Origin of the sequence: Sphingomonas sp. (genome assembly GCF_026460985.1) — a bacterium.
Classification (GTDB): domain Bacteria; phylum Pseudomonadota; class Alphaproteobacteria; order Sphingomonadales; family Sphingomonadaceae; genus Sphingomonas.
In genome coordinates this window covers 1-22,136 of the sequence record NZ_JAPKNM010000006.1, presented here as the reverse complement: position 1 = coordinate 22,136, position 22,136 = coordinate 1, and the positions used below count along the sequence as shown (strand labels likewise).

Genomic DNA, 22,136 nt, shown 5'->3' with positions numbered 1-22,136 from the left:
AGCGAACGGCTGCGTGCGACAAGCGGTTGCCCAAACGGCGGCGAGCCGGGGCAGGCCGTCGATCAGGCGAGCCCGGCCGCGGCGATGCGTGCGATTGCCGCGTCGAGCGTCGCCTGCTGCTTGACGAAGCAGAAGCGCACGATGCTGGTCACCGGCGCCTCGGCATAGAAGGCCGAGACGGGGATGGCGACCACACCCGCGGCGTCGATCAGGCGCTCGCAGAAGGCCGTATCGTCGAGCGCGATGCCTGAGGCGGCGAGGTCTACAGAGAGGAAATAGGTGGCGGCGCTGGGCAAAACGACGAGGCCCGACGCGGAGAGGCCGGCGGCGAGCCGGTCGCGGCCCTGCTGGAAGCGATGGCGCGCCTCCTGCACCCATGCGTCCTGCGTCGCGAGACCCTCGGCGACCGCCCATTGCAAGTTGGGCGGCGTGGTGAAGGTGAGGAACTGGTGTGCCTTGGCGAGCACGCGCGCGAGCGGCGGCGCGGCGCACATCCAGCCGACCTTGAACCCGGTGAGCGCGAAGATTTTGCCCGCGCTGCCGATCTTGACGGTGCGCTCGCGCATGCCGGGGAAACCGATCAGCGGGAGATGGCGCGCGCCGTCGAAGGTGACGTGCTCCCAGACCTCGTCGCAGATCGCGACCAGATCGTGCGCGACGCAGAAATCGGCGATCGTGGCGAGTTCGGCGGCGCTGCACATCGTGGCGGCGGGATTGAGCGGATTGTTGAGAACGAGCAGCCGCGTGCGCGGAGTGACGGCGGCCTCCAGCGCAGCCGCGTCGATCCGCCAGTGCGGCGGCTCGAGCCGGACGAAGCGGGGGACTCCGCCCGCCCGACGGACCAGCGGGACATAGGCGTCGTAGAGCGGCTGGAAGAGGAGGACCTCGTCGCCGGGCTCGATCAGCGCGAGCAGCGCCGCGGCCAGCGCTTCGGTCGCACCCGAGGTGACGATCACTTCCTCGGGCGCGAGGTCGAGCCCCTGGTGGCGGAGATAATGATCGGCCACCGCCTGGCGGAGCTCGGGCAGGCCGGCCATGGGCGGGTATTGGTTCGATTTCTCGATCAGCGCTCGCGCCCCGGCCTCGAGCACCGCGTCGGGGCCGCGATCGTCGGCGAAGCCTTGGCCTAGGTTGATAGCGCCGGTTTCGCGGGCGCGCGCCGACATTGCCTCGAAGATCGTCGTGCCCATCTGCGCGTATAGCGGGTTCATCCTCGGATTCTGGCCGCTTGCAACCAACCACGCAACCGCCGCATTAGCATGCTCGTTGAAACATGGCGCATCAGAAGGAAGACCATGACCAGAAAGCCGCCGGTACCCGCCGAGAACCAGTCTCCCTATCCGATCGAGGAGCCGCCGCACGATCAAGTTCAGGACAATGAGACCGTCGCGGCGGTGCGCGAAATCGCCGCGGCCAAGGCGCGTCGTGCGCCGAGCGCGCGCCAGCTCGGGATCGGCGCCGCGGTGGGCATCGGCTCGGCCGCGATCGTCGCGGGGCTGCTCTTCTGGCGAGGCAATCGCAGGGACGGGAAATAAGCCACGCCCATGGCCGAGGACGCGCCGCCCGAAGACAGCAAGCTCACGCGCTCGAAGCGCAATTGGGCTGAGCAGGGCAAGTTCCTCACCGGCCACGCGGTCTCGCCCGAGGCACAACGGCTTCCGCCCGGCCAGCATCTCGTCCGCGACTGGCCGGTGCTCGATCTCGGCCGTCAGCCCGACGTCGCGACGGCGCGCTGGCAGTTGAAGATCGACGGGCTGGTCGAGCGCCCCGCCACGCTCGACTGGGCAGCGTTTCAGGCGCTGTCCCAGAGCGAGCGGACCAGCGACATCCACTGCGTCACGACCTGGTCGCGCTATGACAATCGCTGGCAGGGCGTGGCGACCCATGACCTGCTCGACCTCGTCCGGCCCAAAGCGGAAGCCGTGGCGGTGATGCTCCACGCCTATGACGGCTATACCACCAACCTGCCGCTCGCCGACTTCGCTGACCCCGACGCGCTGCTCGCCCATCATTGGGAGGGCAGGCCGCTCGCGCGCGAGCATGGCGGGCCGGTGCGGCTGGTGGTGCCGCACCTCTATTTCTGGAAGAGCGCCAAATGGATCTCGCGGATCGAGTTGCTCGGCCGCGACCGGCCCGGCTTCTGGGAAGCCAATGGCTATCACATGCGCGGCGACCCTTGGGTGGAGCAGCGCTATTCGGTGGAGTGAGGGGAATCAGCCCTCGATCGGCACCGTAACATCGAGCGTGTTCGAACCGCGGCGCACCCTGAGCACGAGATTGGTGCCGATCTCGGTGCGGCCCACGAGATCACGAAGCGCCGATGCCGTCGGGGTCGCCTTTCCACCCGCCGAGACGACGACGTCGCCCCGGCGGAGCCCTGCGCGCTGCGCGGCCGACCGCGCCTCGACCGAGGCGATCAGTGCGCCCTGGGCCGGTGCATTGGTCCCGGTTCCGGCGACCGCGGCAGCATCGAGCAGGCCGACGCCGAGGCGCCCGCGGCGGACCGTGCCGTGCCGCAGGATCTCGTTCATGACGAAGCGGGCGGTGCTCGCCGGCACTGCGAAGCCTATCCCGACATTGGCACCGGGCCCGAAGAGCGCGCTGTTGATGCCCACTACCGTGCCCCCCATGCCGATCAGCGGGCCGCCCGAATTGCCCGGATTGATCGCGGCGTCGGTCTGAATGTAGCTCTCATAGCCTTCGCGGCTGAGCCCGCGCCCGAGCGCGCTGATGATCCCCGAGGTCACCGTCTGGCCGAGGCCGAAGGGATTGCCGATCGCGAGGACCTGGTCGCCTACCCGGGCCGCGTCGGAATCGCCCAGCGGGAGCTGCGGGAGGTTCGACGCGGGCAGACGGAGCAGGGCGATGTCGGACGGCTCGTCGCTGCCGAGCTTTTGCGCCTCGAACCGGCGCTGGTCGGGGAGCACCACTTCGATCGTCCGGGAATCGGCGACGACATGGTGATTGGTCAGCACGAGCCCGCGCCCTCCGTCGACGATGACGCCCGAGCCCGAGGACAGGCGCACCTGGCCGGCGTCGGGGACGTTGAAATAGCGCCGGAAGAACGGATCGCGCAGCAGCGGATTCTGCTCGGCCGGGGCGGCCTGGACCACCGCGATGCTCACTACCGCCGGCGCCGCCTTGTCGACCAGCGCGGCGAAGCTCGCCGCGTTGCCCGGCGCGGCGATCCGCGTGTCGGAGGTCGGTGTCGGCGCAGGCGAAGGCTGCCGCTCGTTCGTCCCCGAACGGCACGAGCCGGCAAGGGCAGCGACCGCCACCATTGCCAGGAGGATTCCGCCAGGCTTTTGCGCTCCGCGCATCTCGGCACTCCTTTCCACGCTTCGCCCGAATGGCGGGACGGCGATCAATCGGCGGCGGTGGAGCCGGCCGCTTCACCAGCGTCGGGATCTTCGCGCTTTTCCGGTGCGGGCTCGGGGGCCGAGCGCCCGCCTTTCCCGACGCCGATCGCCATGAAGGCGAAGCCTTCGAACAGCAGCGCGATGCCGAGCGCGACACCCGGAATGAAGAATCCGGCGATCGGCAGGCGCAGCAGCAGCCACATGCCGCCGACGAGGGCCACGAGACCCGAGAAGAGCAGCCATCGCCAGCCGCTCTCGGGGCGGATGCGAAAGGCCAGCAGAACCTCGCCCGCGCCGGTGATCAGCAGCAGCCAGGCGAGGAGCATGGTGATGGCGATCGCGCCGATGAACGGGCTCAGCAGGAACGCAGCGCTCGCTGCGAGGTAGATCAGCCCGAGCAGGATGTTGAGGAAGAAGCCCTTCCAAGCGGGCGCGCGGAACGCCTGGATCACCTGCGCCACTCCGGCGATCGCCGCGGCAGTGCCCACGATCACCGTCGTGGCCAGCGTCGAAAGCAGCGGCGCGAGTACCGCGAACGCGCCGCACAGCGCCAGAACGATGCCGAGCAGAACGAACCACAGCTGTTGCCCCGCGCGCGAGTCGAAGCCGGTGAGGGGCGAGGATTTGAGAGTGGAGCTGATGGGCATCGCGAACTCCCGCAATGAGCGGCCGGCAAAGCGATCGCGCGCCGGCCGCTCTCGGGAAGGTTCATAGATGGGGGCCAGTCCGTCGGGGTATCGAGAAAAGTCCCGATACCAACTCGGGATAGCCATCTCCTATTCTGTGCGTATCGAATGCTCGGCGGCAGTCCCGGTACCATTCATCCGGACAAACCCGTAAGCATCGCACTTGCCGATGCGCTGCCGCGGAGGATCTGTTCAACAGGAGAAACGCCGTGCAAAGTATCGCGCTCTTGATCGGATTGTCGATGGTCGCCACGACGGGTCCCGCCGAGCCGCAAAGCGGCCGCTGGATCACTCTCGGCACCACCACGCTCCGGCTCAATTCCAGCCAGGGCATGGTCCGCGTCCGCGGTACCGATCGCTATCGCGAGGTGCGGCTGTGCGTCGAGCGCCGGCCCGTCAGGATCAACAGCGCGAGGATCGAGTTCGCGCGCGGCGGACCGCAGGTGCTGCCGATCCGGCGTGTGGTCGACTCCGGCAATTGCACCGGCCCAGACGCGCTCGCCCGTTCCAACATGCGGACCGTGCGCGTTGATTTCGAACGCCTGCGTTCCGGCGCGCGGCCCATCGTCTCGGTCCAGGCGCGCTGGTGAGCCAAGCGCGGCGCCGGTCGCCGCCGTCCATTCTCAGCTCAGCCATTTGTGACCGGCGAGCGACGCGCACTTGCTCGCGTCGAGGGAGCCGTGGCGCAACGCCTCGATATTGGCTTCGACCTGTTCGCGCGTGCGCATGCCGACCGCGACGGTCGAGACCGCCGGGTGCGACAGGCAGAAGCGCAATGCCAGGTCCGACAGCGAGCGATCGGGCGGCTCGACCTCATGCGCCAGTCGCCGTACGCGTTCCTCGGTCTCGCGCCGGTGCGCATCGAAGAAATAGGCGCTTCGCCAGTCCTCGGGGGGAAAGTCGCGCATATCTCCTCCCCGGGACGAGGCGAGCGCGCCGAAATAGAGCGGTGACCGGGCGATAACGCCGACGCCATGACCCTGGCACAGGGGGAGCAGCGCGGTGGCGGCGCTCTGGTCGAAGATATTGTACATCACCTCGACCGCATCGATCGTGCCGCTTGCGGCGATTTCCAGCCCGGCCTCGACGTCGTGATCGAACAGCGAGACGCCGAAGCCGGCGATCTTCCCCTCCGCGCGCAGCCGCTCGAACGTCTCGTGCCAATCGCCCTCGCCGCGCCATTCGGGACAAAAGGCATGCAATTGCTGGAGTGCCAGCCGTTCCACGCCGAGTATCGCGAGCAGCGTCTCGGTCTCGGCGCGGATATGCGCGCCGGGATAGGCCTGTTGCGCCGGAACGTGCGGGGAGGGGAGATCGAACCGCACCAGCGAGGAGGCGCGGGCGATCACGTGGACCTGGTTGCGGGCCCCTTCGCGCCGGAGGATCGCGCCGAGCAGGCTGGCCGCGTCGCGATCACCGGCGTCGATCTCGACCGCGTTGACCCCGAGTTCGAGCGCGAGCGCAAGCGCCGCGCTCGCCTCGCGCATGTCGCTTGCCAATGTGGCGAGCGTCGCGGTGCCGATCGTCAGTTCGGAGACGTCGAGGCCGGTTCGCCCCAGCCGTCGGAGCCGCATCACGAGTCCGACGCCGCGGTGATCACGACCTGCAGCCCCGGCGCGTGGCGATTGGCCCAGGACGAGCGATGCCAGGTGCCCGGCTGCCCGGGGGTCTGGACACGGTGGATGCTGGCCGCGCCGGGGGTGATTTCCCACTCCAGCCCGGGATCGCGAAGGAAGGGGAAGCGCCCCGACGCCATCGCCTCGAGCTGCGCGGGCCGATGCGCCCAGAGCCGCTCGACCGGCTCGCCGGTGCGCATCACGCGCGTGTCGAGCCGGCAGAGCTGGGGATATTCCCTGCGCATGAACGCGCGGTAGACGTCGGGATCGATATTGTCGGCACGCGTCACGCGCATACCGGCGGGACGGCCGATCGGCCAGACCAGGCGGAAGGCGGTCCGCTCGTTGACTCGATCGACATGCCAGACGAGATCGCCGGGAGCGAAATAGGTGCGGATCGCGATTGCGGGCCACGCACCCGCCAGTTCGCCCACGAAGCGGGCGAGCGCGGCGATGTCGGCGGCGAACGACGCTCGGGCGTTCTGGAAAGCGTCAGGCCCGAGAAGACGGTCGCACACCAGCGCGATCGCCGCGTCGGGATCGAGTCGGTTGAAATCGAGCTTGAAGCCCTGCCTGCCGAGCAGGGCATCGACCAGATCGCGATAAGGCAGTTCGCCGAGCGGTGGACGAGGAAGCTCGACCGTCCCGAGTGGCGAGTGGTCGAGCAGGCTCCGCACGGCAGCAGGCGCCGCGTCCGGCGCGGGTTGCGGGATGGGTCTGTCGAGGTCCGCGATCACTTGGCGGGTGTTCGCCCGCGCGCGGCAGCGGCTTCCTCGGGCGAGAGCCTACGGACATTCTGGACAAGGCAGCGCCGAAAGCCGCTGCCGCTCGCGTTCGGGACAAACAGGTCCGCCGGCCGGCCGGGGCAGATGCGTTCGCCGCCGCGTGCGCGGATGCCGATGTCGAGCGCCCAGTTCACATCGGGGCAGCCCGGCGCGACCGTCAGCTCCCAACTCTCGCGCTGGCCGATGTTGAGGATCGCGCGGTCGGGTCCGGCGTCGCTGAAGCCGGTGACCTGCGAGCCCCAGAAGCATGCGCGGTCTGGCTGCGGCGGGGTGATGGACGGACTGGGTGTGCAGGCGGTTGCCGCGAGCAGTGCAGGCGGCAGCAGGCAGATCCGGTGCATCACGACCTCTCCCGGCTAAAATGACACAGCCCGGAGCACGTGGCTCCGGGCTGTGCAGCCTAGCATGATAAGCGGTGGCGCTGCAGCTTCCCTCCCGAGCACGGGCGGGAATGCCTGCTCACTTCTTCCCGCCAAACTGGATGCGAACGCCGCCCGCGACGCGGCGACCGCCATAGGACATGCGCATGATCTTCGGCGCGCCTTCGGCAAAATTCTCGTAGCCGCCGGTCGAGGTGATCTGCGACTCGCGGGTCAGGTTACGGCCCTCGAGATAGACCTGGAAGTTCCGGTTGATGTTATACGAGATCTTGGCGTCAATGAAGGTCGTGCCGTCGAAATAACGGGGCACACCCGGATTGTAGGGCAGTCGAACGCTGGTCCATTGCTCGCCTGGATAATTGTTGCTGTTGGAGCCGTTTCCGTTGGCGCTGCACGGCGAGATGCAGGAGAACCGCTCGCTACGCTTCTGATAGGCGACGCGGATGTTCAGATCGCCATCGTCATACCAGAGCGATGCGTTCCAGAAATCCCTGGATTCGCCCGCCGGCGGCATGATGTCCCCCGTCAGCGGATCCTGCTGGCCCGTGGTCGCGGCCGAGGCCAGTCGCGAATAGTTCACGTCGGCGCCCGTATATTTCAGGAACCAGGGCAGGAAGGTGAAGGCGGTCTTGGCCTGAAACTCCCAGATGCTCCGCTTGTAGCCGGGACCGTTTTCCCAGGTCGGGACGTTGAACACGATGTCGCTAAGCGGCTGGCCGGTCACCGGGTCGGTGACCGAGCTGCCCTCGAATGGCCGGTACTCCCGGGTCACCGCGATCGCGTTGCCGACCTTCACGTCGAGCTTGCCGTAAGTCACCGAGAGCAAGGTATCCTTGTTGGGATACCATTCGAGGCTGGCGTTGTAGTTCCAGGCGGTGAAGGGCTGGAGCCCCGGATTGCCGACGCGTCCGGTGCAGCCATACACGTCGTCTTCGTCAGTGTTCAGCAGTATCTGCTCGTCGATGACGCAGGTGCCGCCCGGCATTAGCCGGCTGATGGGCTGGCGTGCGATGGTCTTGCCGCCATAGAGACGCAGCGCGACCGACTCGTTGAATCCCCAGAGGTTGAGGTTCACCGTCGGCAGCCAGTCCGTCGTCGAGGCATTCAGTGTCGCATTCTGGCGGAATATCTGGCTGACCGTCACCGTGGGGTTGCTTCGATCGGGAACCTGGATCGTCTGCAGTGTGAGCAGGCCGTCCGCCTTGACCGTGGAGAAGACTCCGCGGATGCCGACGTTGCCGTTGAACAGCAGGCCCCAGGGCAGTTGCTGCTCGAATTCGGCCATGGCGTAGAGGTTCTTGATCGTCTCCTCGGTATGCGTCTTCGGCTGCTCGTACATCTTCCCGTCGCTGCCCATGCAGACCTTCAGGCAGTCGAAATTCATGAACTGATACGCGCCGAGCTGCTCGAAAAGCTTGTCGGTGCGGATACCGCTCCAGGCGTCAGGCAGGGTGCCGCGGTTCGGCAGGTCGCCGAAATATTGCGAAGTGGGCGCCTCGAACGTGCTGGAGAAGAGATCGAGCAACTGCTGGGGAGTTACCGTGTCGACGCCATAGCGAACGCGCCCGAGGCTCGTGCTCGGGACGAAGCCATAGTTGCACGAAACCGTCGAAGTGGCGGTCGGCTGGCATGCGCGCAGCGAACCGCGGACGAGCGCCGTCGGCACGACGATCGGCGGCTGATAGTCGGGATTGGGGTTGCCGTTCGCCAACAAATAGTTGCCGACCGCCTCCTTAACCATGTAGCCGTCATTGCCGTTGCCGGCCCAGCGATCGATCACGGCCTTGCGATACTGGCCGCCGACCTTGACCCGAGTGATGAACGGAATCAGCCCGTCGGTCTTGTAGGAGAGGTCGAGCTTGGCGAGGCGTTCCGAAGTCTCGGCGAGCGAGGGCGAATAGGAGACGCTGAAGTTCGGCGTGGTGAGCGGCAGCTGATTGGATGTGTAATTCGGACTCGCCGGGTTGTTGACGGTGGCGGTCACCGCCCGCTGCGCGATGCAGGTTGCCGGATTGGTGCCGCCCGCGATGCACGGCGCCGCGCTGAGCTGCACGAAGTTGGCGGGATTGGTATCGTCGTAATTGGCCGGAAGCTGGATATCCCACAGCCCGTTGTCCTGCAAAGTGAGGACGGCGTCGCCATAGGCCGAGTTGCGCGAGGTACGCATATCGGCGCGAGTCGATTCGGCCAAGGTCAGGCCGGCAAAGCCTTCGATCTGGAGCCGCTCGCCGCTATATTCGAAGCCCGTCTGCGCGAACTTGGTTCGCGTATTGAACTGGTTCTCGATCTGATCGATGCCGACCCTGTTGTTGGTTAGCGTCATCTGCGTGACGTTGTGCTTGTCGTCCACGGTCACGCTGGCGGGATTGACGTTCAGCGTTGCGCCGTTCGTCAGGAAATCGGTGTTGCCGATGCGGACGAGGCTGACCGCGTCGTACATATAATAGCCCGCGGGCGCGTTGGACGAAAGCGAGCGGACGCGTGGATAGCCGGTGGTCGAATCCTGATATGTGCCGGCGACGTTCGCGTCGAGCAGCGACACCGGAGTGCGACTGCGATTCTGGTCGTGCACGTTGCGCCCGCTATAGGTGCCCTTCACGAACACCGTGAGATTGTCCATCAACTGATAATCGAGCCGCGCGTCGAACGCATAGCGCTCGTCGGTCTGCTCGTTCATGAAGTTCCGGATCAGCGACGGCGTATAGTCGTTCCACTGATTGAGGCAGGATTGCAGCTCGTTCAGCTTCTGCGACTTGGCCGCATTGCTGCCGTTTTGAGCGGGCTGTGGGAAGGCGGCGTAACAGTCGGCCTTCGTCTGCGCCGCGATCGACTTGGTGAGGACCGAGCGCGGCGTCTCGGTGCTGTTTGCGAAGACGGTATCGGCCATGTCAGTGCCGAGCGTTTCGAGATTATACTCGAACGTCTTCTCAGGCGAATTGTCGAAATCGAACCGGCGGTCATAGTTGAGGCTGTTGCTGGTCGTCTGCTCGTAAAGGTGGCCGTTGTTCTGGAGCTTCGTATAGCTGCCGCTGACGATCACGCCGAGCCGGTCGCCGAAGAACTTGCGCGAGGCGACGCCGTTGAAGTCCGGCATCCAGTCCTTGCCCAGCGAGTTCATGTTCGCGCCGGCCCGCAGCGTGAAATAGGGCTTGGAGAAGTCGAGGCCGGTGCGGGTCTTGATCTGGATCGTGCCGCCCAGCGAGCCTTCGGTCATGTCGGCGGTCGAGCCCTTGACCACATCGATGCTCTTGACGAGGTCGGCGGGCAGTTCGCGCAGATCGGCGCTACGGGCGCCGTCGCCGCTGATCGCGAGGCCGGTGGTGCTGGTCATGCCGACGCCGTCGAGCTCGACGCGGGTGAGGTCGGGGCCGTTGCCGCGGATGGAGACGTCGGCGCCTTCGCCATATTCGTTGCGGCCCAGCGCGACGCCCGGGATGCGCGAGATCGCCTCGGCGACGTTGCGGTCGGGGAAGGAGCCGATGTCGTCGGCGACGATCGAATCGGTCGCGGTCTTCGCGCCCTTCTTGCGCGCATTCGCCGATTGCTGGCTGGCGCGCGAGCCGACGACGACGATCGTGTCGCCGGCCAGGGAAACGCCGTCGGCGTCCTGCGCTTCTTGCGCATCGGGCTCGGGTGCGGTCTGCGCCAGCGCGCCGTTGGAGGCCAGCAGCAGCCCCAGAACCGCCCAGGAAGCGGTCGCGCCGATACGGATGCGCGAATTCGATCGTTTTGCCATGATTTCCCCTCTCCACCGTGTTGTTCACGCACTGGCCCGGCGCGGGTCCCGGCTGTTGCCGATGTCCCCGATCGGGCTTCTTTTTCGGGAGATCCGGAGCGCCCCGCTCCAATCTCCCACAATATGAAACGCTAATTCAGCTTTTAGAATTACCAGCTTTTTCCGTCCGCGCAAGCGGGAGCGAAACTGGCCAATTTTGCGTGCCCCATGGCGGCACAGAACTACGACGGACGGCGGGGGCCGGGATGCTCCGGATGATCTCGCGCCTGCCCGCTTTCGTTGCCGAATTTGGTAAGGCCAATACGAGAGGATCGTCAAGAGTGGCTTGACCAGTTTCGTCCACATATTGTACTCAAAGGTCAGATAGTAGAACGGTGCGAGTTGGCGGTCCGCCGGTCGCTCGCGCTTCCCTGGGGAGGAGATTCCATTTGAGAGCGCGCAGCATTGCCCTTGCCACCGTGCTGGTCGCGGCGTTCGGATCGAACCCCGCCATGGCGCACGACGCCTCCCTCGTCGTCGCCTCGCCGCGCAGCACCTGGAATCTCAATCCCGACTGGCGCATGGCCACCGGCGAGCAGCAGGGAGCCGAGCGCGAGGGGTTCGACGATCGCGGCTGGACCAGCGTCACGCTGCCGCATGCCTTCAACGAGAAGGAGGCTTTCGCGCGCGACATCAAGGCACTGTCCACGGGCATCACTTGGTATCGCAAGCGGATCGTGCTGCCCGCACGGCCGGCCGGCGGACGCGCTTTCCTCGAGTTCGAAGGCGTGCGTCAGGCGGCCGAGGTCTGGGTCAACGGCCAATCGGTGGCGCTTTCGGAGAACGGCGCGATGGCGTTCGGCGCGGACATCACCGCGGCGCTCAGGCCCGGCGAGAATTTGATCGCGGTGCGCGTCGACAATGACTGGAAGTACAAGGAACGCGCCACCGGCAGCGGCTTCCAGTGGAACAACAACAATTTCAACGTCAATTACGGCGGCATCACCAAGAACGTCCGGCTGCACCTGACCGGCCCGGTCTACCAGACGCTGCCGCTCCAGGCCGGGCTGGGCACCACGGGGCAATATGTCTGGGCCGACGGGTTCGACCTCGTGCGGCGCAGCGCGACGGTGCACGCCGAGACCGAGGTGCGCAACGCGGGCACGACTCCGCGGCGGATCGGCTATCGCGTCGAGCTGCGCGACCGGAGCGGGAGGATCGTCGCACGGTTCGACGGCGGGACGGCGAGCATCGCCCCGGGCGAGACGCGGACGCTGGCCGCGGCAGGGCGCGTGGCAGGGCTCCATTGGTGGAGCTGGGGTTATGGCTATCTCTACACGGCGACGACCAGCCTGATCGAGAATGGCAAGGTGATCGACAGCGTCGATACCCGCACGGGCTTCCGCCAGACCAGGTTCGCCGACGGGATAGTGACGCTCAACGGGCGTGCGATCCAGATGCACGGCTATGCGCAGCGCACCTCGAATGAGTGGCCGGCGGTGGGCGTCTCGATCCCGCCCTGGATCAGCGATTTCTCCAATGCGCTGATGGTCGAGAGTGGCGGCAATCTGGTGCGCTGGATGCACATCGCGCCATCGAAGCAGGACGTGGAATCGGCCGACCGGGTCGGGCTGATCCAGGCGATGCCCGCGGGTGATGCCGAAAGCGACGTCACCGGCCGGCGCTGGGAGCAGCGCAAGGAGCTGATGCAGGCCGCGATCGTCTACAATCGCAACAACCCCTCGATCCTGTTCTACGAGGGCGGCAACGAGAATATCAGCGAGGCGCACATGGCCGAGCTGAAGGTGATCCGCGACCGATATGATCCGCATGGCGGCCGCGCTATCGGATCGCGCGAGATGCTCGACAGCCGCGTCGCCGAATATGGCGGCGAGATGCTCTACATCAACAAGAGCGGGACCAAGCCGGTCTGGGCGATGGAATATTCGCGCGACGAGGGCGCGCGGCTCTACCAGGACGCGCTGACCCCGCCGTTCCACAAGGACTCGCCGGACTACAACCGCAACCAGGACAGTCATGCGATCGAGGACGTTCGGCGCTGGTGGGACTATTATCGCGTGCGGCCGGGGACGGGCAAACGCGTCAGTTCGGGCGGGGTCAACATCATCTTCTCGGACTCGAACACCCATTATCGCGGGGACAACAACTACCGTCGCTCGGGCGAGGTCGACGCGGTGCGGCTGCCCAAGGAAGGGTTTTTCGCGCACAAGGTGATGTGGAGCGACTGGGTCGACAGCGTGACGCCCGCGACGCACATCATCGGGCATTGGAACTATGCGGCGGGCACCACCAAGGACGTCAGCGTCGTTTCGAACGGCGAGAGCGTCGAGCTGTTCCTGGGCGGTCGCTCGCTGGGCAAGGGCGAGCGGAGCAGCGGCTTCCTGTTCAACTGGAAGAATGTGCAATGGGCGCCCGGGACGCTCCGCGCGGTCGCGACGCATGCCGATGGGCGGAAGTCCGAATATAGCGTCGAAACCACCGGCGCGCCGGTGGCGCTGCGCCTGACGCCACATGTCTCGCCGCGCGGCTTCGTGATGGACGGCGCGGATCTGGCGCTGGTCGATGTCGAGGTGGTCGACGCGGCAGGGCGGCGCGTGCCGACTGCCAACGACAAGATCGCCTTCGCGCTCGACGGCCCGGCCGAATGGCGCGGCGGCATCGCGCAGGGGGATTCGTCGGGCAAGCCGCGCGCGGAAGTCGCGACCGGCCCGGCCGAGCCGACCAAGCCCGCGGGCGCCGACCAGACTACGCAATATGCCGGCACCGCGCGCGAGGAGGACAATTACGTCCTCTCGCGTGACCTGCCGGTCGAAGGGGGCGTAAACCGGGTGCTGCTCCGCGCGGGAACGCGGACCGGGGCGGTGCGAGTGACCGCGACCGCGGCGGGGCTGAAAAGCGCCACGCTGACGATCGGGACCGTACGGCCTGCCGCGACGGCGGGCGGTCTTTCGCGTGACTTTCCAGAGAACCATCAGCCGGGGCTGCTCACGCGCGGGCCCACGCCGGCGAGTCCGTCGTTCCGGCCGAGCCGGACGACCATGGTGCCCGCATCGATCGTCGCGGGCTCGAACCAGGCCGAGGCGCAGCACAGCGTGGACGACAACGAACTGTCGCGCTGGACGAGCGACGGCCGGCCGGACTCGGCATGGATCGAATACCGCTTCGATGCTCCGGCGACACTGAGTCAGATCGACCTCAAGCTCGTCGGCTGGCGCTCGCGCAGCTATCCGCTCCGGATCACGCTCGACGGGCGGGTCGTGTGGGAAGGGCAGACCGAGCGGCAGCTCGGCTATGCCAATGTGGCGTTCCCCGCGGCGACCGGGCGCGTGCTGCGCATCACGCAGATCGGCCCGGTCGAGGATCGCGACGGCTTCGGCAAGATCGTGGAGCTCGACACGGCGCGGAAGGCCGGCGACACCGGCGCCGACGCGGTTCCGCCGGGCTGGCGGCTGGGGATCGTCGAGGCCGACTTCCACGGACCCGCCGGAGTGAAGTGAGGCAGCCGGATGGCTTCCGCCTCACGCGTCGGTGATCGATATCTCGGTATCGGCATGCGCCAGGCGGACCAATTCGGTCATCGCCGCGCGCGCCGCTTCGGGATCGGCGGCGGCGATGGCGTCCAGCAATGCGCGATGCTCGGGAATGGGGTCGCGCGGCAGCGCGCGCTTGCGCTGCTTGTAGATGGTCGTCCAGGCGATCGCCGCCATGATCGAACTGGCCAGCGCGATCACCGCGTCATTCTGAGTCGCCTCGAGCATGATCATGTGGAAGCGCTGGTCGGCGTGGCGGCCCGCTTCGGTCGAGAGGCCGTGCGCCGCCATCGCCGCGAGCGCCTCGCGCATCTGGGTCACATGCGCGGCGGTGCGGCGCTCCGCGGCGAGCGCGGCCGCGGACGGCTCCACGAGCAGGCGCAGCTCGAACAGGTCGCTGAGGAATTTGAGGCTCGGCTCGGCTTCGAACTGCCATGCCAGCAGGTCGGGATCGAGCAGGCTCCACTGGCGCCGCGGCGTCACCCGCGTGCCCGCCTTGGGGCGGCTCTCGACCAGCCCCTTGGCGGCGAGGATCCGGAGCGCCTCGCGCAACGCCGAACGCGAGATGCCGAGCTGGTGGGCATAATCGATCTCGCTCGGGAAGACATGTCCCTCGGGGAGCTCGCCCGAGAGGATCTGGACCGCGAATTGCTGGGCCAGCGACATCTTCAATCGCCGCCCGCGCGAACTCCGGATCAGGGACCCGGCCATCGCAGGGGCGCCTGGCTTGGGCAGTGGCACGTCGTTCCTCTCCATCCCTTGCACCGCTAGGATAGCAGTGAGCCCGTTTAGCGTCGTACAATATACCGTATAATTTATCTTGAGACCGATCTTAGCACAGAGTATGCGTCCATCGGGAGGCGCAAATGCAACATAGTTCGGGTGGCAAGCGCAGGGCAAAGGCGGGTGCGCTGCCTGCGATGGCGTTGTTCCTGGTCGCAAGCGTGCAGGCGCCGGATCCAACCGCTACTCCCGCGCCGTCTCTGTCGACCGCCGAACGCTACGATCGCGCCGATCGCTATCTCGGGGCGGAGCTCGAGAAGCGCATCGCCAACGGCGATGTTCGCGCCACCTTCACGCGCGACGGGGCGGGCATCCTCTATCGGCTCGGCACGCTGGGGCAGCGGGAGATCATGTATTTCGATCTCGCTTCGGGCCAGTCGCGCGCGATAATCGGCGAGCCCGCGCTCGCGAAACTCCTCGCCGTCGCGACCGGCGAGGAGGTCGATCCGCTGAAGCTGCGGATCGAGGACCCCGATTATGCCGCGAAGGACGCCAGCCTGACCTTCGGGGTCGGCGAACGGCGATGGACCCTCGACGCCGCGGGCACGCTGGCGAAGGCGAAGAAAGGGCCCCCCGACGGGGAAGGGGCGGTGTCGCCCGACGGCCGCTACGAGATACTGGCGCGCGACTACAATCTGATCGCGCACGACCGGAAATCCGGGCGCGAAGTCGCATTGACCAGCGACGGGACGCGCGAGCAGCCCTATGGCCGCGGCATCCCGCAACTCGCCGACATCCTCAAATCGGGGACTGCCGAACCCAAGATGCCGGTCTCGGTGCGCTGGTCGCCCGACAGCCGCCGCATCCTCACCTGGCGGCTCGATACGCGTGACGTGGCGCGGCTGTCGATCACGCAGGAGAACCCGCCCGGCAGCCTGTACCCGCGCAGCTTCGAATATATCTATCCGCTGGCGGGCGCCGCGCGGCTGCCGCAGGCGACGCGCTATGCTATCGATGTCACGGCCGCGCTGGAGCGTCGCCGCGCCCGGCTCATCCCGCTCGACATCCCCAGCGAATCGCTGCTCTACCCGGCGGATCCCGATATCGGCTGGGCGGGGGACAAGGCGCGCGCGCAATGGACCGAGCGCGGCTACAAGCAACTGGTCGTGTACGAGGCGGATCCGGAAACCGGCAAGTCGCGGATCGTCGCGCGCGAGACGGGGAAGCCGGTGGTGACGGTGACCTCCAGCTTCCTCCAGCCCGCGCCTGAGCTGGGCGGCGAATTCAACGTGTCGGAGCGCTCCGGATGGGCGCAGCTCTATCTGGTCCGCCCCGACGATCCGGACGGGGGCATCCCGCTCACGCGCGGCGCCTGGGAAGTGCTCGGCATCGACCATGTCGACGCCGGCGCGCGCACGATCCTGCTGACCGGGGTGGGGCGCGAGCCCGGCCGCAATCCCTATTACCGGTCGTTCTATCGCGTGCCGCTGGACGGCACCCAGCCCGTGCTGCTCACGCCCGAGCCGCTCGATCACGAGACCAGCGTCTCGCCGGACGGCAAATGGTTCGTCGATGCGATGTCGAGCCCCGACACGCCGACGCGGACGGTGGTGCGCGACGCGCGGGACGGCAGGATCGTCGCCGAATTGGCCAAGGCCGATGCGAGTGCGCTGTTCGCCACCGGCTATAGCCCACCCGAGCCGTTCCGCGGCGTAGCGGCCGACGGCAAGACTCCGCTCTACGGCATGATCTGGCGGCCGGCGAACTTCGATCCCAGCCGTCGCTACCCGATCATCGAAGAGGTCTATACCGGCCCGACGACCACCAACGTGCCGACATCGTGGCGCGAGACCATCACGGCGGGGGCGGGGAGCGTGGCGCAGATCGGCGCCATCGTCGTCAACATCGACGGGCGCGGCACTTCGCGGCGCGGCCAGGCCTTCCGCATGCCGGCCTACCAGAATCTCGGCGAGGTCGGGCTCGACGACCATATCGCGATGATCCGGCAGATGGCGGCGAAATATCCCTATATCGATGCCGATCGGGTGGGGGTCTATGGCGGCTCGGCCGGGGGCTATGACGCCGCGCGCTTCGTCCTCCGGCGGCCCGGCTTCTTCAAGGTGGCAGTGGCCTCCTCGGGCAATCACGACCTGCGGCTGGACAAGGCCTGGTGGCCCGAAGTCTCGATGGGCAATCCCGATCCCTCGGTGTGGGAGCGCAACTCGAACATGTCGGTTGCCAGGAACCTGGTCGGCAAGCTGTTGCTGATCCATGGCGACATCGACGACAACGTCCCGGTCACCGAGAGCATGCGGCTCGCCAACGCGCTGATCACCGCGGGCCGCGACGTGGACCTGGTGATCCTGCCCAACACCACGCACCGCGTCGCCCAGCCGTTCTACTGGCGCAAGCTGCGCGACTATTTCACGCGGCATCTTCTCGACGAGAAGCCGCCCGCATTGCCACTGCCGAAGCCCGAACCGGCGCCGGTTTCCCCTTCCCCGAATGCCGCGGGCGCGGCCCTGAAATGAGAAATCCGATGATCCGAACCCGACGCCTTGCCCGTGCAGCCCTGGTCCTCGCCGTCCTCTCGGGGGCGAGCATGCCCGCCCTGATGGCGCAGGAGCAGCCCAAGCCGGTCTACGCTCCGATCTCCACCAGCGAGCATCGCGTCGGCGCCTTCCACGTCGCGCTGCGCACGGACACGCAGACGCTGGCGCGCCTCTCCCCGACCGGCGAACCGGCGTTCAGCTTCGTGCCCACCGCGCGTGAGCCCGAACGCGCCGGGGATGGCTACAACCATGTCGGCGACCTGAACCTGCGCGTCCGCAATCCGGGCGGGGAGTGGCGCGACTTCGCCTCGGCGCATGCGCGGCGGCCGATCCGTGTCCTGCCCGCCGGAGGGGCCACGATCGCCGCGGCCGACATCACCGCGAGCATGGGGGAGGGCGCCCCCTTCAAGGTCGAGCGCCGCTGGGTGAACGAAGCGGGGCGCCTCGCGCTGCGCTTCCGCATCACCAATAGTTCGAGCCACAGCCTCGAGATCGGCGCGCTCGGCATGCCGATGGTGTTCGACAACGTCATCACCGATCGCACGCTCGACCAGGCGCATGCCGAGGCGAGCTTCGTCGATCCCTATATCGGCCGCGACGCCGGCTATCTCCAGGTCACGCGGCTCAACGGCAAGGGATCCGCGCTGCTGGTCCTGCCGGAGAAGGGCACGCCGCTCGAAGCTTATGCGCCGCTCAAGAACCCGCGCGAAGCTGTGGGCTCGATCTTCACCGACAAGAGCCAGCGCGGCCAGACGTCCGAGGGGTTCTACGATTGGACCGTGCATTCGGCCGGCTATGCGGATCGCGAATGGAAGAATGCCGGCGAGCAGTGGAACGCGCCCACCAGCCGCACGCTCGCGCCGGGCGAGGCGCTTGAGATCGGCTTGCAGCTGGTCCAGGCACCGTCGATCCGCACGATCGAGAGCACGCTCATCGCCAACCGTCGCCCCGTCGCGATCGGGCTCCCCGGCTATGTCGTGCCGACCGACCAGACCGCCTCGCTGTTCGTCAGGGCGCCGAGCCCGATCGCCAGGATCGAAAGCTACCCGGCGGGCGCCATCGAGGCGACGCGCGCGGGCACCGCAAAGGGTTGGACCAAGCTCGCGATCCGTACCCGGGGATGGGGGCAGGCGCGGCTGTCGATTACCTATGCCGACGGCCAGGTGCAGACGGTCAGCTATTTCATCACCAAGCCGCTCGACCAGGCGATGGCCGATCTCGGCCGCTTCTCGACCACCAGCCAATGGTATGAGGGCAAGGGCGATCCGTTCGGCCGTTCGCCGGCGATCCTCACTTACGACAACGAGGCGAAGAAGATCGTCGACGTCGAGCCGCGCGTGTGGATCGCCGGCATGAGCGACGAGGGCGGCGGCGGCAGTTGGGTCGCCGCGACGATGAAGCAGCTCGACAATCCCGATCCGGCGGAGGTGGCCAAGATCGAGCGGCTGGTCGACGAGACCGTGGTCGGCAACCTCCAGGTCGCCGAGGGCGCGCAGGCCGGAGCGGTCAAGAAGAGCCTGTTCTATTACGACCCGGCCAAATTCCCGAACCTCTACGCGGATCCCGACAAGTGGAAGTCGTGGACCTCGTGGAAGGAGAAGGACGCGGGGGATCTCGGCCGCGCCTACAACTATCCGCACGTCGCGATCGGCCATTGGGTGCTTTACCGGACCGCGCGCAACCATCCGGGGCTGGTCACGCGGCACGACTGGCGCTGGTATCTCGATCATGCCCACGCGACCGTGGTCGCGATGATGCGCGACGCGCCTTATTATGCCGAGTTCGGGCTGATGGAAGGCGACGTCTTCGTCGACATCCTCAAAGACCTGAAGCGCGAGGGACTGACCGATCAGGCGGCCGAGATGGAGCGGCTGATGAAGAAGCGCGCCGAGCATTGGCGCTCGCTCCGTTACCCTTTCGGCTCGGAAATGCCGTGGGATTCGACCGGCCAGCCCGAAGTCTACGCCTGGATGCGCTATTTCGGCTACCAGCCCCAGGCCGACGTCACCCGCGAGGTGATCCTGGGCTACGACCCCACGATCCCGAGCTGGGGCTATAACGGCAACGCCCGCCGCTATTGGGATTTCCTCTATGGCGGCAAATATCCGCGCATCGAGCGCCAGATCCATCACTACGGCTCGACGCTGAACGCGGTGCCGCTATTCGACGCCTATCGCCAGAATCCGGCGGACACGCATCTGCTCCGCGTCGCTTATGGCGGGCTGATGGGCGGCATCACCAATATCGACCAGACCGGTTTTTCGTCGGCGGCCTTCCACGCCTGGCCCGACATGATGAAATGGGACCCCTATAGCGGCGACTATGGGATGGGCTTTTTCGGGCACGCTTATGCCGCGGCCACCTATCTGGTGAACGACGCGACCTTCGGATGGGTCGGCTATGGCGGCAATGTCAGCCAGGCGCGCGGCAGCATCCGGATCGAGCCGAAGGATGGCGCGCGTGCGCGGCTGTTCGTCGCGCCGGCGGGGGCTTGGATCACGCTCGAGGCGGGCAAGATCGCCAGCGCGAGCTATGCGCCCGCCACCGGCCGGATCACGCTCACGCTCGATCCCGCCTCCACCGCGACGCCGGCCGCGCGGCTGTTCGTCGAGACCACGACCGCGGGCGGGCGCAAGCTGGCACCGTCCACCGGAACGTTCGAGCGCGGCGGCTATACCATCGCGCTCGGCGCGGCGCCGACGAGCGTCACCCTCACACCACGCTGACCTCAAGGAACCGCGACGTGCGTCTTCGCTCCTCCACCGCAATGGCCGTCATCCTGCTTGCCGGTTGCGGCGGGGGAGGTGCGACCGGCTCGGGCGCGACGCCCACGGCATCGTCGCCCACGCCTTCTCCCGCACCCACGCCCACCCCGACACCGGGCGTCGCCGGCGCACCGTGCGTCGCGGGCACCTGGACCGCGGTGGCGGCCGATCCCGGCGACCGCGTGAACGCCGCGCTCCCACGCCAGTATGAGACGCAGCACTTCGCCTTCCACTGGACGACCGGGCTGGTGTCGGACGCCGACGCCAAGGCCGCGGGCGATCATCTCGAATATGTCTGGACGCAGTTCATCGGCACGATCGGATTCCCCGAGCCCGATTGCACGAACGCGACCAAGCGCAAGGCCAACATCTATGTCGGCGCGGACTACGGGCTGAGCGGCGGCGTCGACGGCATCGGCAACATGGGGATGTGGATCGGACCGGGCGGGATGCGCGACCGTTTCGGGCTGGCGCATGAATTCACCCACGCGCTCCAGGGCTCGACCGGCGCGTTCCGCGACACGCCCTATGGCGGCTGGCTGTGGGAGAGCCACGCCAACTGGATGGCGGTCCAACTCCCCGAATTCCGCGCGAACACGCATTGTTCGGTGCTGTCGGTGAACTATCCGCACCTCTATTTCGGCTCGACCCGGGTGCGCTACTGCAACTGGCAGTTCCTCGAGCACATCAAGAACCGGTTCGGCTACCAGGCGATCAACGACCTGTGGCGCAACGCGCCCAAACAGGGCGCCGCCGGCGCCGCCATCGCCGATCCGATGGAAGTGCTGATGCAGAACCGCGGCTGGAACGTCGCGGAGCTCAACGATGCGTTCGGCGACTGGGCGCTGCACAATGCCAATTGGGATTATATCAATCCCGACGGATCCGATCAGGGCGCAGTCTATCGTCGCGAATATGGCAATTACGAACCGCAACTGGGCGACCGGCTGCTGCGCACCACCGCGCTTGACCCCATTGATCTCGCCCAGCGCCGCTTCGCCGTGCCCGCGGCCTGGGCGCCGCAGCGTTGGGGCTACAATCTCGTCAGGCTCCACGCCGATGCCGGAGCGGCCGGCGTCACGGTCACTTTCCGCGGCGTGACCCAATCGGCTTCGGCCGCCGCGACGCTGCCCGGCCTCGCCGACGAACCGGCCGCGATCCCCGCGCCCGCCTCGGACTGGCGTTGGGGGCTGGTCGCGGTCGATGCGGCAGGCAAGAGCCGCTACACCGCGCTCCAGCGCGGCGCCGACGGCAGCGCGACCATCGCGATCCAGCCCGGCGATACCGGCCTGTACATGATCGTGATGGGCGCGCCGTCGCTGTTCCAGCACATCCGCTGGGAACAGCCTTATTATTCGATCTATCGCTATCCCTGGATGGCGCAGTTCGCCGGGGCGATGCCGGCGGGGTACCAGCCCGGCGCGCCCGATCCGGTCGCAGGCGGCCACAGGCACCCGAACGGCGGCGGCTGGGTGGCGCCCGGTGCCACGGTCGACGCGAGCGCCTATGTCGGCCCCTTTGCGCGCGTGCTCTCGGGCAGCGTGCGCGGCAATGCGCGGATCGAGGACCATGCAATGGTCTATGGCGGGCAGGTGCTCGGGGATGCCCGTGCGAGCGCGCTCTCGGTGATCCGCGGCAACACGATCCTGCGCGACCAGGCACGGGCGGCGACGGTCTTTCTCGGCCTCGGCGAGCTCGAGCAGAACATCGTGCTCTCGGGCACGGCGCAGCTTATCGGCGATGTCGAGCAGCGCGGCGCCTCGTTCGACAAGGGCGCCTATTACGGTTTCGTCGACCAGGCGGCCGGAAGCGATGCGTCGCGCGGCGCCAACCTGCAGGGCGCCGTGCCCGAGGTGACGGCGGCGCCCAACTACACCTGGCGGCCCTGAGCTAGAGCGTTTTCCGAGCGACGTGAATCGTTAGGGATTCCCAAGGGCGTAGTTTTCTGATTCACGCTTCCTGCTGGTGAAGGAGGCCGGCGTGGATGGGTCGGATGCTTTCGCA

15 protein-coding genes are annotated in these 22,136 nt (G+C 67.2%); 7 read left to right on the top strand and 8 right to left on the bottom strand.

The window, feature by feature from the left end:
• Positions 1 to 62 precede the first annotated feature (62 nt).
• Complete coding sequence (locus MT490_RS02040) at positions 63 to 1,211, bottom strand: aminotransferase (RefSeq protein ID WP_297383823.1); 1,149 nt, start codon at positions 1,209 to 1,211, stop codon at positions 63 to 65.
• A gap of 84 nt (positions 1,212 to 1,295) precedes the next feature.
• Between MT490_RS02040 and MT490_RS02035 the strand changes: the two genes are divergently transcribed.
• Both MT490_RS02035 and MT490_RS02030 read left to right on the top strand, forming a co-directional pair.
• Entirely contained in the window at positions 1,296 to 1,535 is a 240-nt protein-coding gene (locus MT490_RS02035; protein WP_297383821.1) for a hypothetical protein, read from the top strand.
• A gap of 9 nt (positions 1,536 to 1,544) precedes the next feature.
• The gene (locus MT490_RS02030) at positions 1,545 to 2,207 is read left to right on the top strand and encodes a sulfite oxidase-like oxidoreductase (RefSeq protein ID WP_297383819.1); all 663 of its coding nucleotides are present in this window, start codon (positions 1,545 to 1,547) and stop codon (positions 2,205 to 2,207) included.
• 6 nt (positions 2,208 to 2,213) lie between these two features.
• On the opposite strand, the gene MT490_RS02025 is transcribed toward MT490_RS02030, so the two are convergent.
• Entirely contained in the window at positions 2,214 to 3,320 is a 1,107-nt protein-coding gene (locus MT490_RS02025) for a trypsin-like peptidase domain-containing protein (RefSeq protein ID WP_297383817.1), read from the bottom strand.
• A 44-nt stretch (positions 3,321 to 3,364) separates the two neighbouring features.
• Entirely contained in the window at positions 3,365 to 4,132 is a 768-nt protein-coding gene (locus tag MT490_RS02020; RefSeq protein WP_297383815.1) for an HdeD family acid-resistance protein, read from the bottom strand.
• 122 nt (positions 4,133 to 4,254) lie between these two features.
• On the opposite strand from MT490_RS02020, the gene MT490_RS02015 reads away from it, so the two are divergent.
• Positions 4,255 to 4,635, top strand: coding sequence for a hypothetical protein (locus tag MT490_RS02015; protein ID WP_297383814.1), 381 nt, complete (start codon positions 4,255 to 4,257; stop codon positions 4,633 to 4,635).
• A gap of 33 nt (positions 4,636 to 4,668) precedes the next feature.
• On the opposite strand, the gene MT490_RS02010 is transcribed toward MT490_RS02015, so the two are convergent.
• From MT490_RS02010 to MT490_RS01995, 4 genes are all read right to left on the bottom strand, one after another.
• Entirely contained in the window at positions 4,669 to 5,619 is a 951-nt protein-coding gene (locus MT490_RS02010) for an aldo/keto reductase (protein ID WP_297383813.1), read from the bottom strand.
• Positions 5,619 to 6,338, bottom strand: coding sequence for a hypothetical protein (locus MT490_RS02005; RefSeq protein ID WP_297383812.1), 720 nt, complete (start codon positions 6,336 to 6,338; stop codon positions 5,619 to 5,621). Before MT490_RS02005 ends, MT490_RS02010 begins: the two co-directional genes overlap by 1 nt.
• A gap of 56 nt (positions 6,339 to 6,394) precedes the next feature.
• Positions 6,395 to 6,787 (bottom strand): DUF6491 family protein, encoded by a 393-nt coding sequence (locus MT490_RS02000; protein ID WP_297383811.1) that lies wholly within the window; start codon positions 6,785 to 6,787, stop codon positions 6,395 to 6,397.
• Positions 6,788 to 6,905: 118 nt separating this feature from the next.
• On the bottom strand, positions 6,906 to 10,562 hold the full coding sequence (locus MT490_RS01995; protein WP_297383809.1) for a TonB-dependent receptor: 3,657 nt from the start codon (positions 10,560 to 10,562) through the stop codon (positions 6,906 to 6,908).
• Positions 10,563 to 10,990: 428 nt separating this feature from the next.
• On the opposite strand from MT490_RS01995, the gene MT490_RS01990 reads away from it, so the two are divergent.
• Positions 10,991 to 14,059, top strand: a complete 3,069-nt coding sequence (locus MT490_RS01990; RefSeq protein ID WP_297383807.1) for a sugar-binding domain-containing protein — start codon at positions 10,991 to 10,993, stop codon at positions 14,057 to 14,059.
• Between the two features lie 21 nt (positions 14,060 to 14,080).
• Here the strand turns inward: MT490_RS01990 and MT490_RS01985 are convergent, their stop codons facing one another.
• Positions 14,081 to 14,803: a FadR/GntR family transcriptional regulator gene (locus MT490_RS01985; RefSeq protein ID WP_297383805.1), complete on the bottom strand. Its 723-nt coding sequence runs from the start codon at positions 14,801 to 14,803 to the stop codon at positions 14,081 to 14,083.
• Positions 14,804 to 14,958: 155 nt separating this feature from the next.
• Between MT490_RS01985 and MT490_RS01980 the strand changes: the two genes are divergently transcribed.
• Genes MT490_RS01980 through MT490_RS01970 form a run of 3 tightly spaced genes read left to right on the top strand, consistent with a single transcriptional unit; the run spans position 14,959 to position 22,021 of the window.
• A complete protein-coding gene (locus tag MT490_RS01980; RefSeq protein ID WP_297383804.1) occupies positions 14,959 to 17,346 on the top strand; it encodes a DPP IV N-terminal domain-containing protein in 2,388 nt (795 codons plus the stop codon).
• An 8-nt stretch (positions 17,347 to 17,354) separates the two neighbouring features.
• Positions 17,355 to 20,093: a DUF5695 domain-containing protein gene (locus MT490_RS01975; protein WP_297383802.1), complete on the top strand. Its 2,739-nt coding sequence runs from the start codon at positions 17,355 to 17,357 to the stop codon at positions 20,091 to 20,093.
• 17 nt (positions 20,094 to 20,110) lie between these two features.
• The gene (locus MT490_RS01970) at positions 20,111 to 22,021 is read left to right on the top strand and encodes an Svx/AvrXca family virulence/avirulence protein (protein WP_297383800.1); all 1,911 of its coding nucleotides are present in this window, start codon (positions 20,111 to 20,113) and stop codon (positions 22,019 to 22,021) included.
• The last annotated feature ends 115 nt before the right edge of the window (positions 22,022 to 22,136 follow it).

Excerpts from the sequence above, each read along its gene's own strand:
- MT490_RS02020 (WP_297383815.1), bottom strand. The coding sequence starts at position 4,132 with ATGGCTATCCCGAGTTGGTATCGGGACTTTTCTCGATACCCCGACGGA.
- MT490_RS01985 (WP_297383805.1), bottom strand. The coding sequence starts at position 14,803 with ATGGCCGGGTCCCTGATCCGGAGTTCGCGCGGGCGGCGATTGAAGATG.
- MT490_RS02000 (WP_297383811.1), bottom strand. The coding sequence starts at position 6,787 with ATGCACCGGATCTGCCTGCTGCCGCCTGCACTGCTCGCGGCAACCGCC.
- MT490_RS01995 (WP_297383809.1), bottom strand. The coding sequence starts at position 10,562 with ATGGCAAAACGATCGAATTCGCGCATCCGTATCGGCGCGACCGCTTCC.
- MT490_RS02035 (WP_297383821.1), top strand. The coding sequence starts at position 1,296 with ATGACCAGAAAGCCGCCGGTACCCGCCGAGAACCAGTCTCCCTATCCG.
- MT490_RS02010 (WP_297383813.1), bottom strand. The coding sequence starts at position 5,619 with ATGCGGCTCCGACGGCTGGGGCGAACCGGCCTCGACGTCTCCGAACTG.
- MT490_RS02025 (WP_297383817.1), bottom strand. The coding sequence starts at position 3,320 with ATGCGCGGAGCGCAAAAGCCTGGCGGAATCCTCCTGGCAATGGTGGCG.
- MT490_RS02030 (WP_297383819.1), top strand. The coding sequence starts at position 1,545 with ATGGCCGAGGACGCGCCGCCCGAAGACAGCAAGCTCACGCGCTCGAAG.
- MT490_RS02040 (WP_297383823.1), bottom strand. The coding sequence starts at position 1,211 with ATGAACCCGCTATACGCGCAGATGGGCACGACGATCTTCGAGGCAATG.
- MT490_RS01980 (WP_297383804.1), top strand. The coding sequence starts at position 14,959 with ATGCAACATAGTTCGGGTGGCAAGCGCAGGGCAAAGGCGGGTGCGCTG.
- MT490_RS01975 (WP_297383802.1), top strand. The coding sequence starts at position 17,355 with ATGATCCGAACCCGACGCCTTGCCCGTGCAGCCCTGGTCCTCGCCGTC.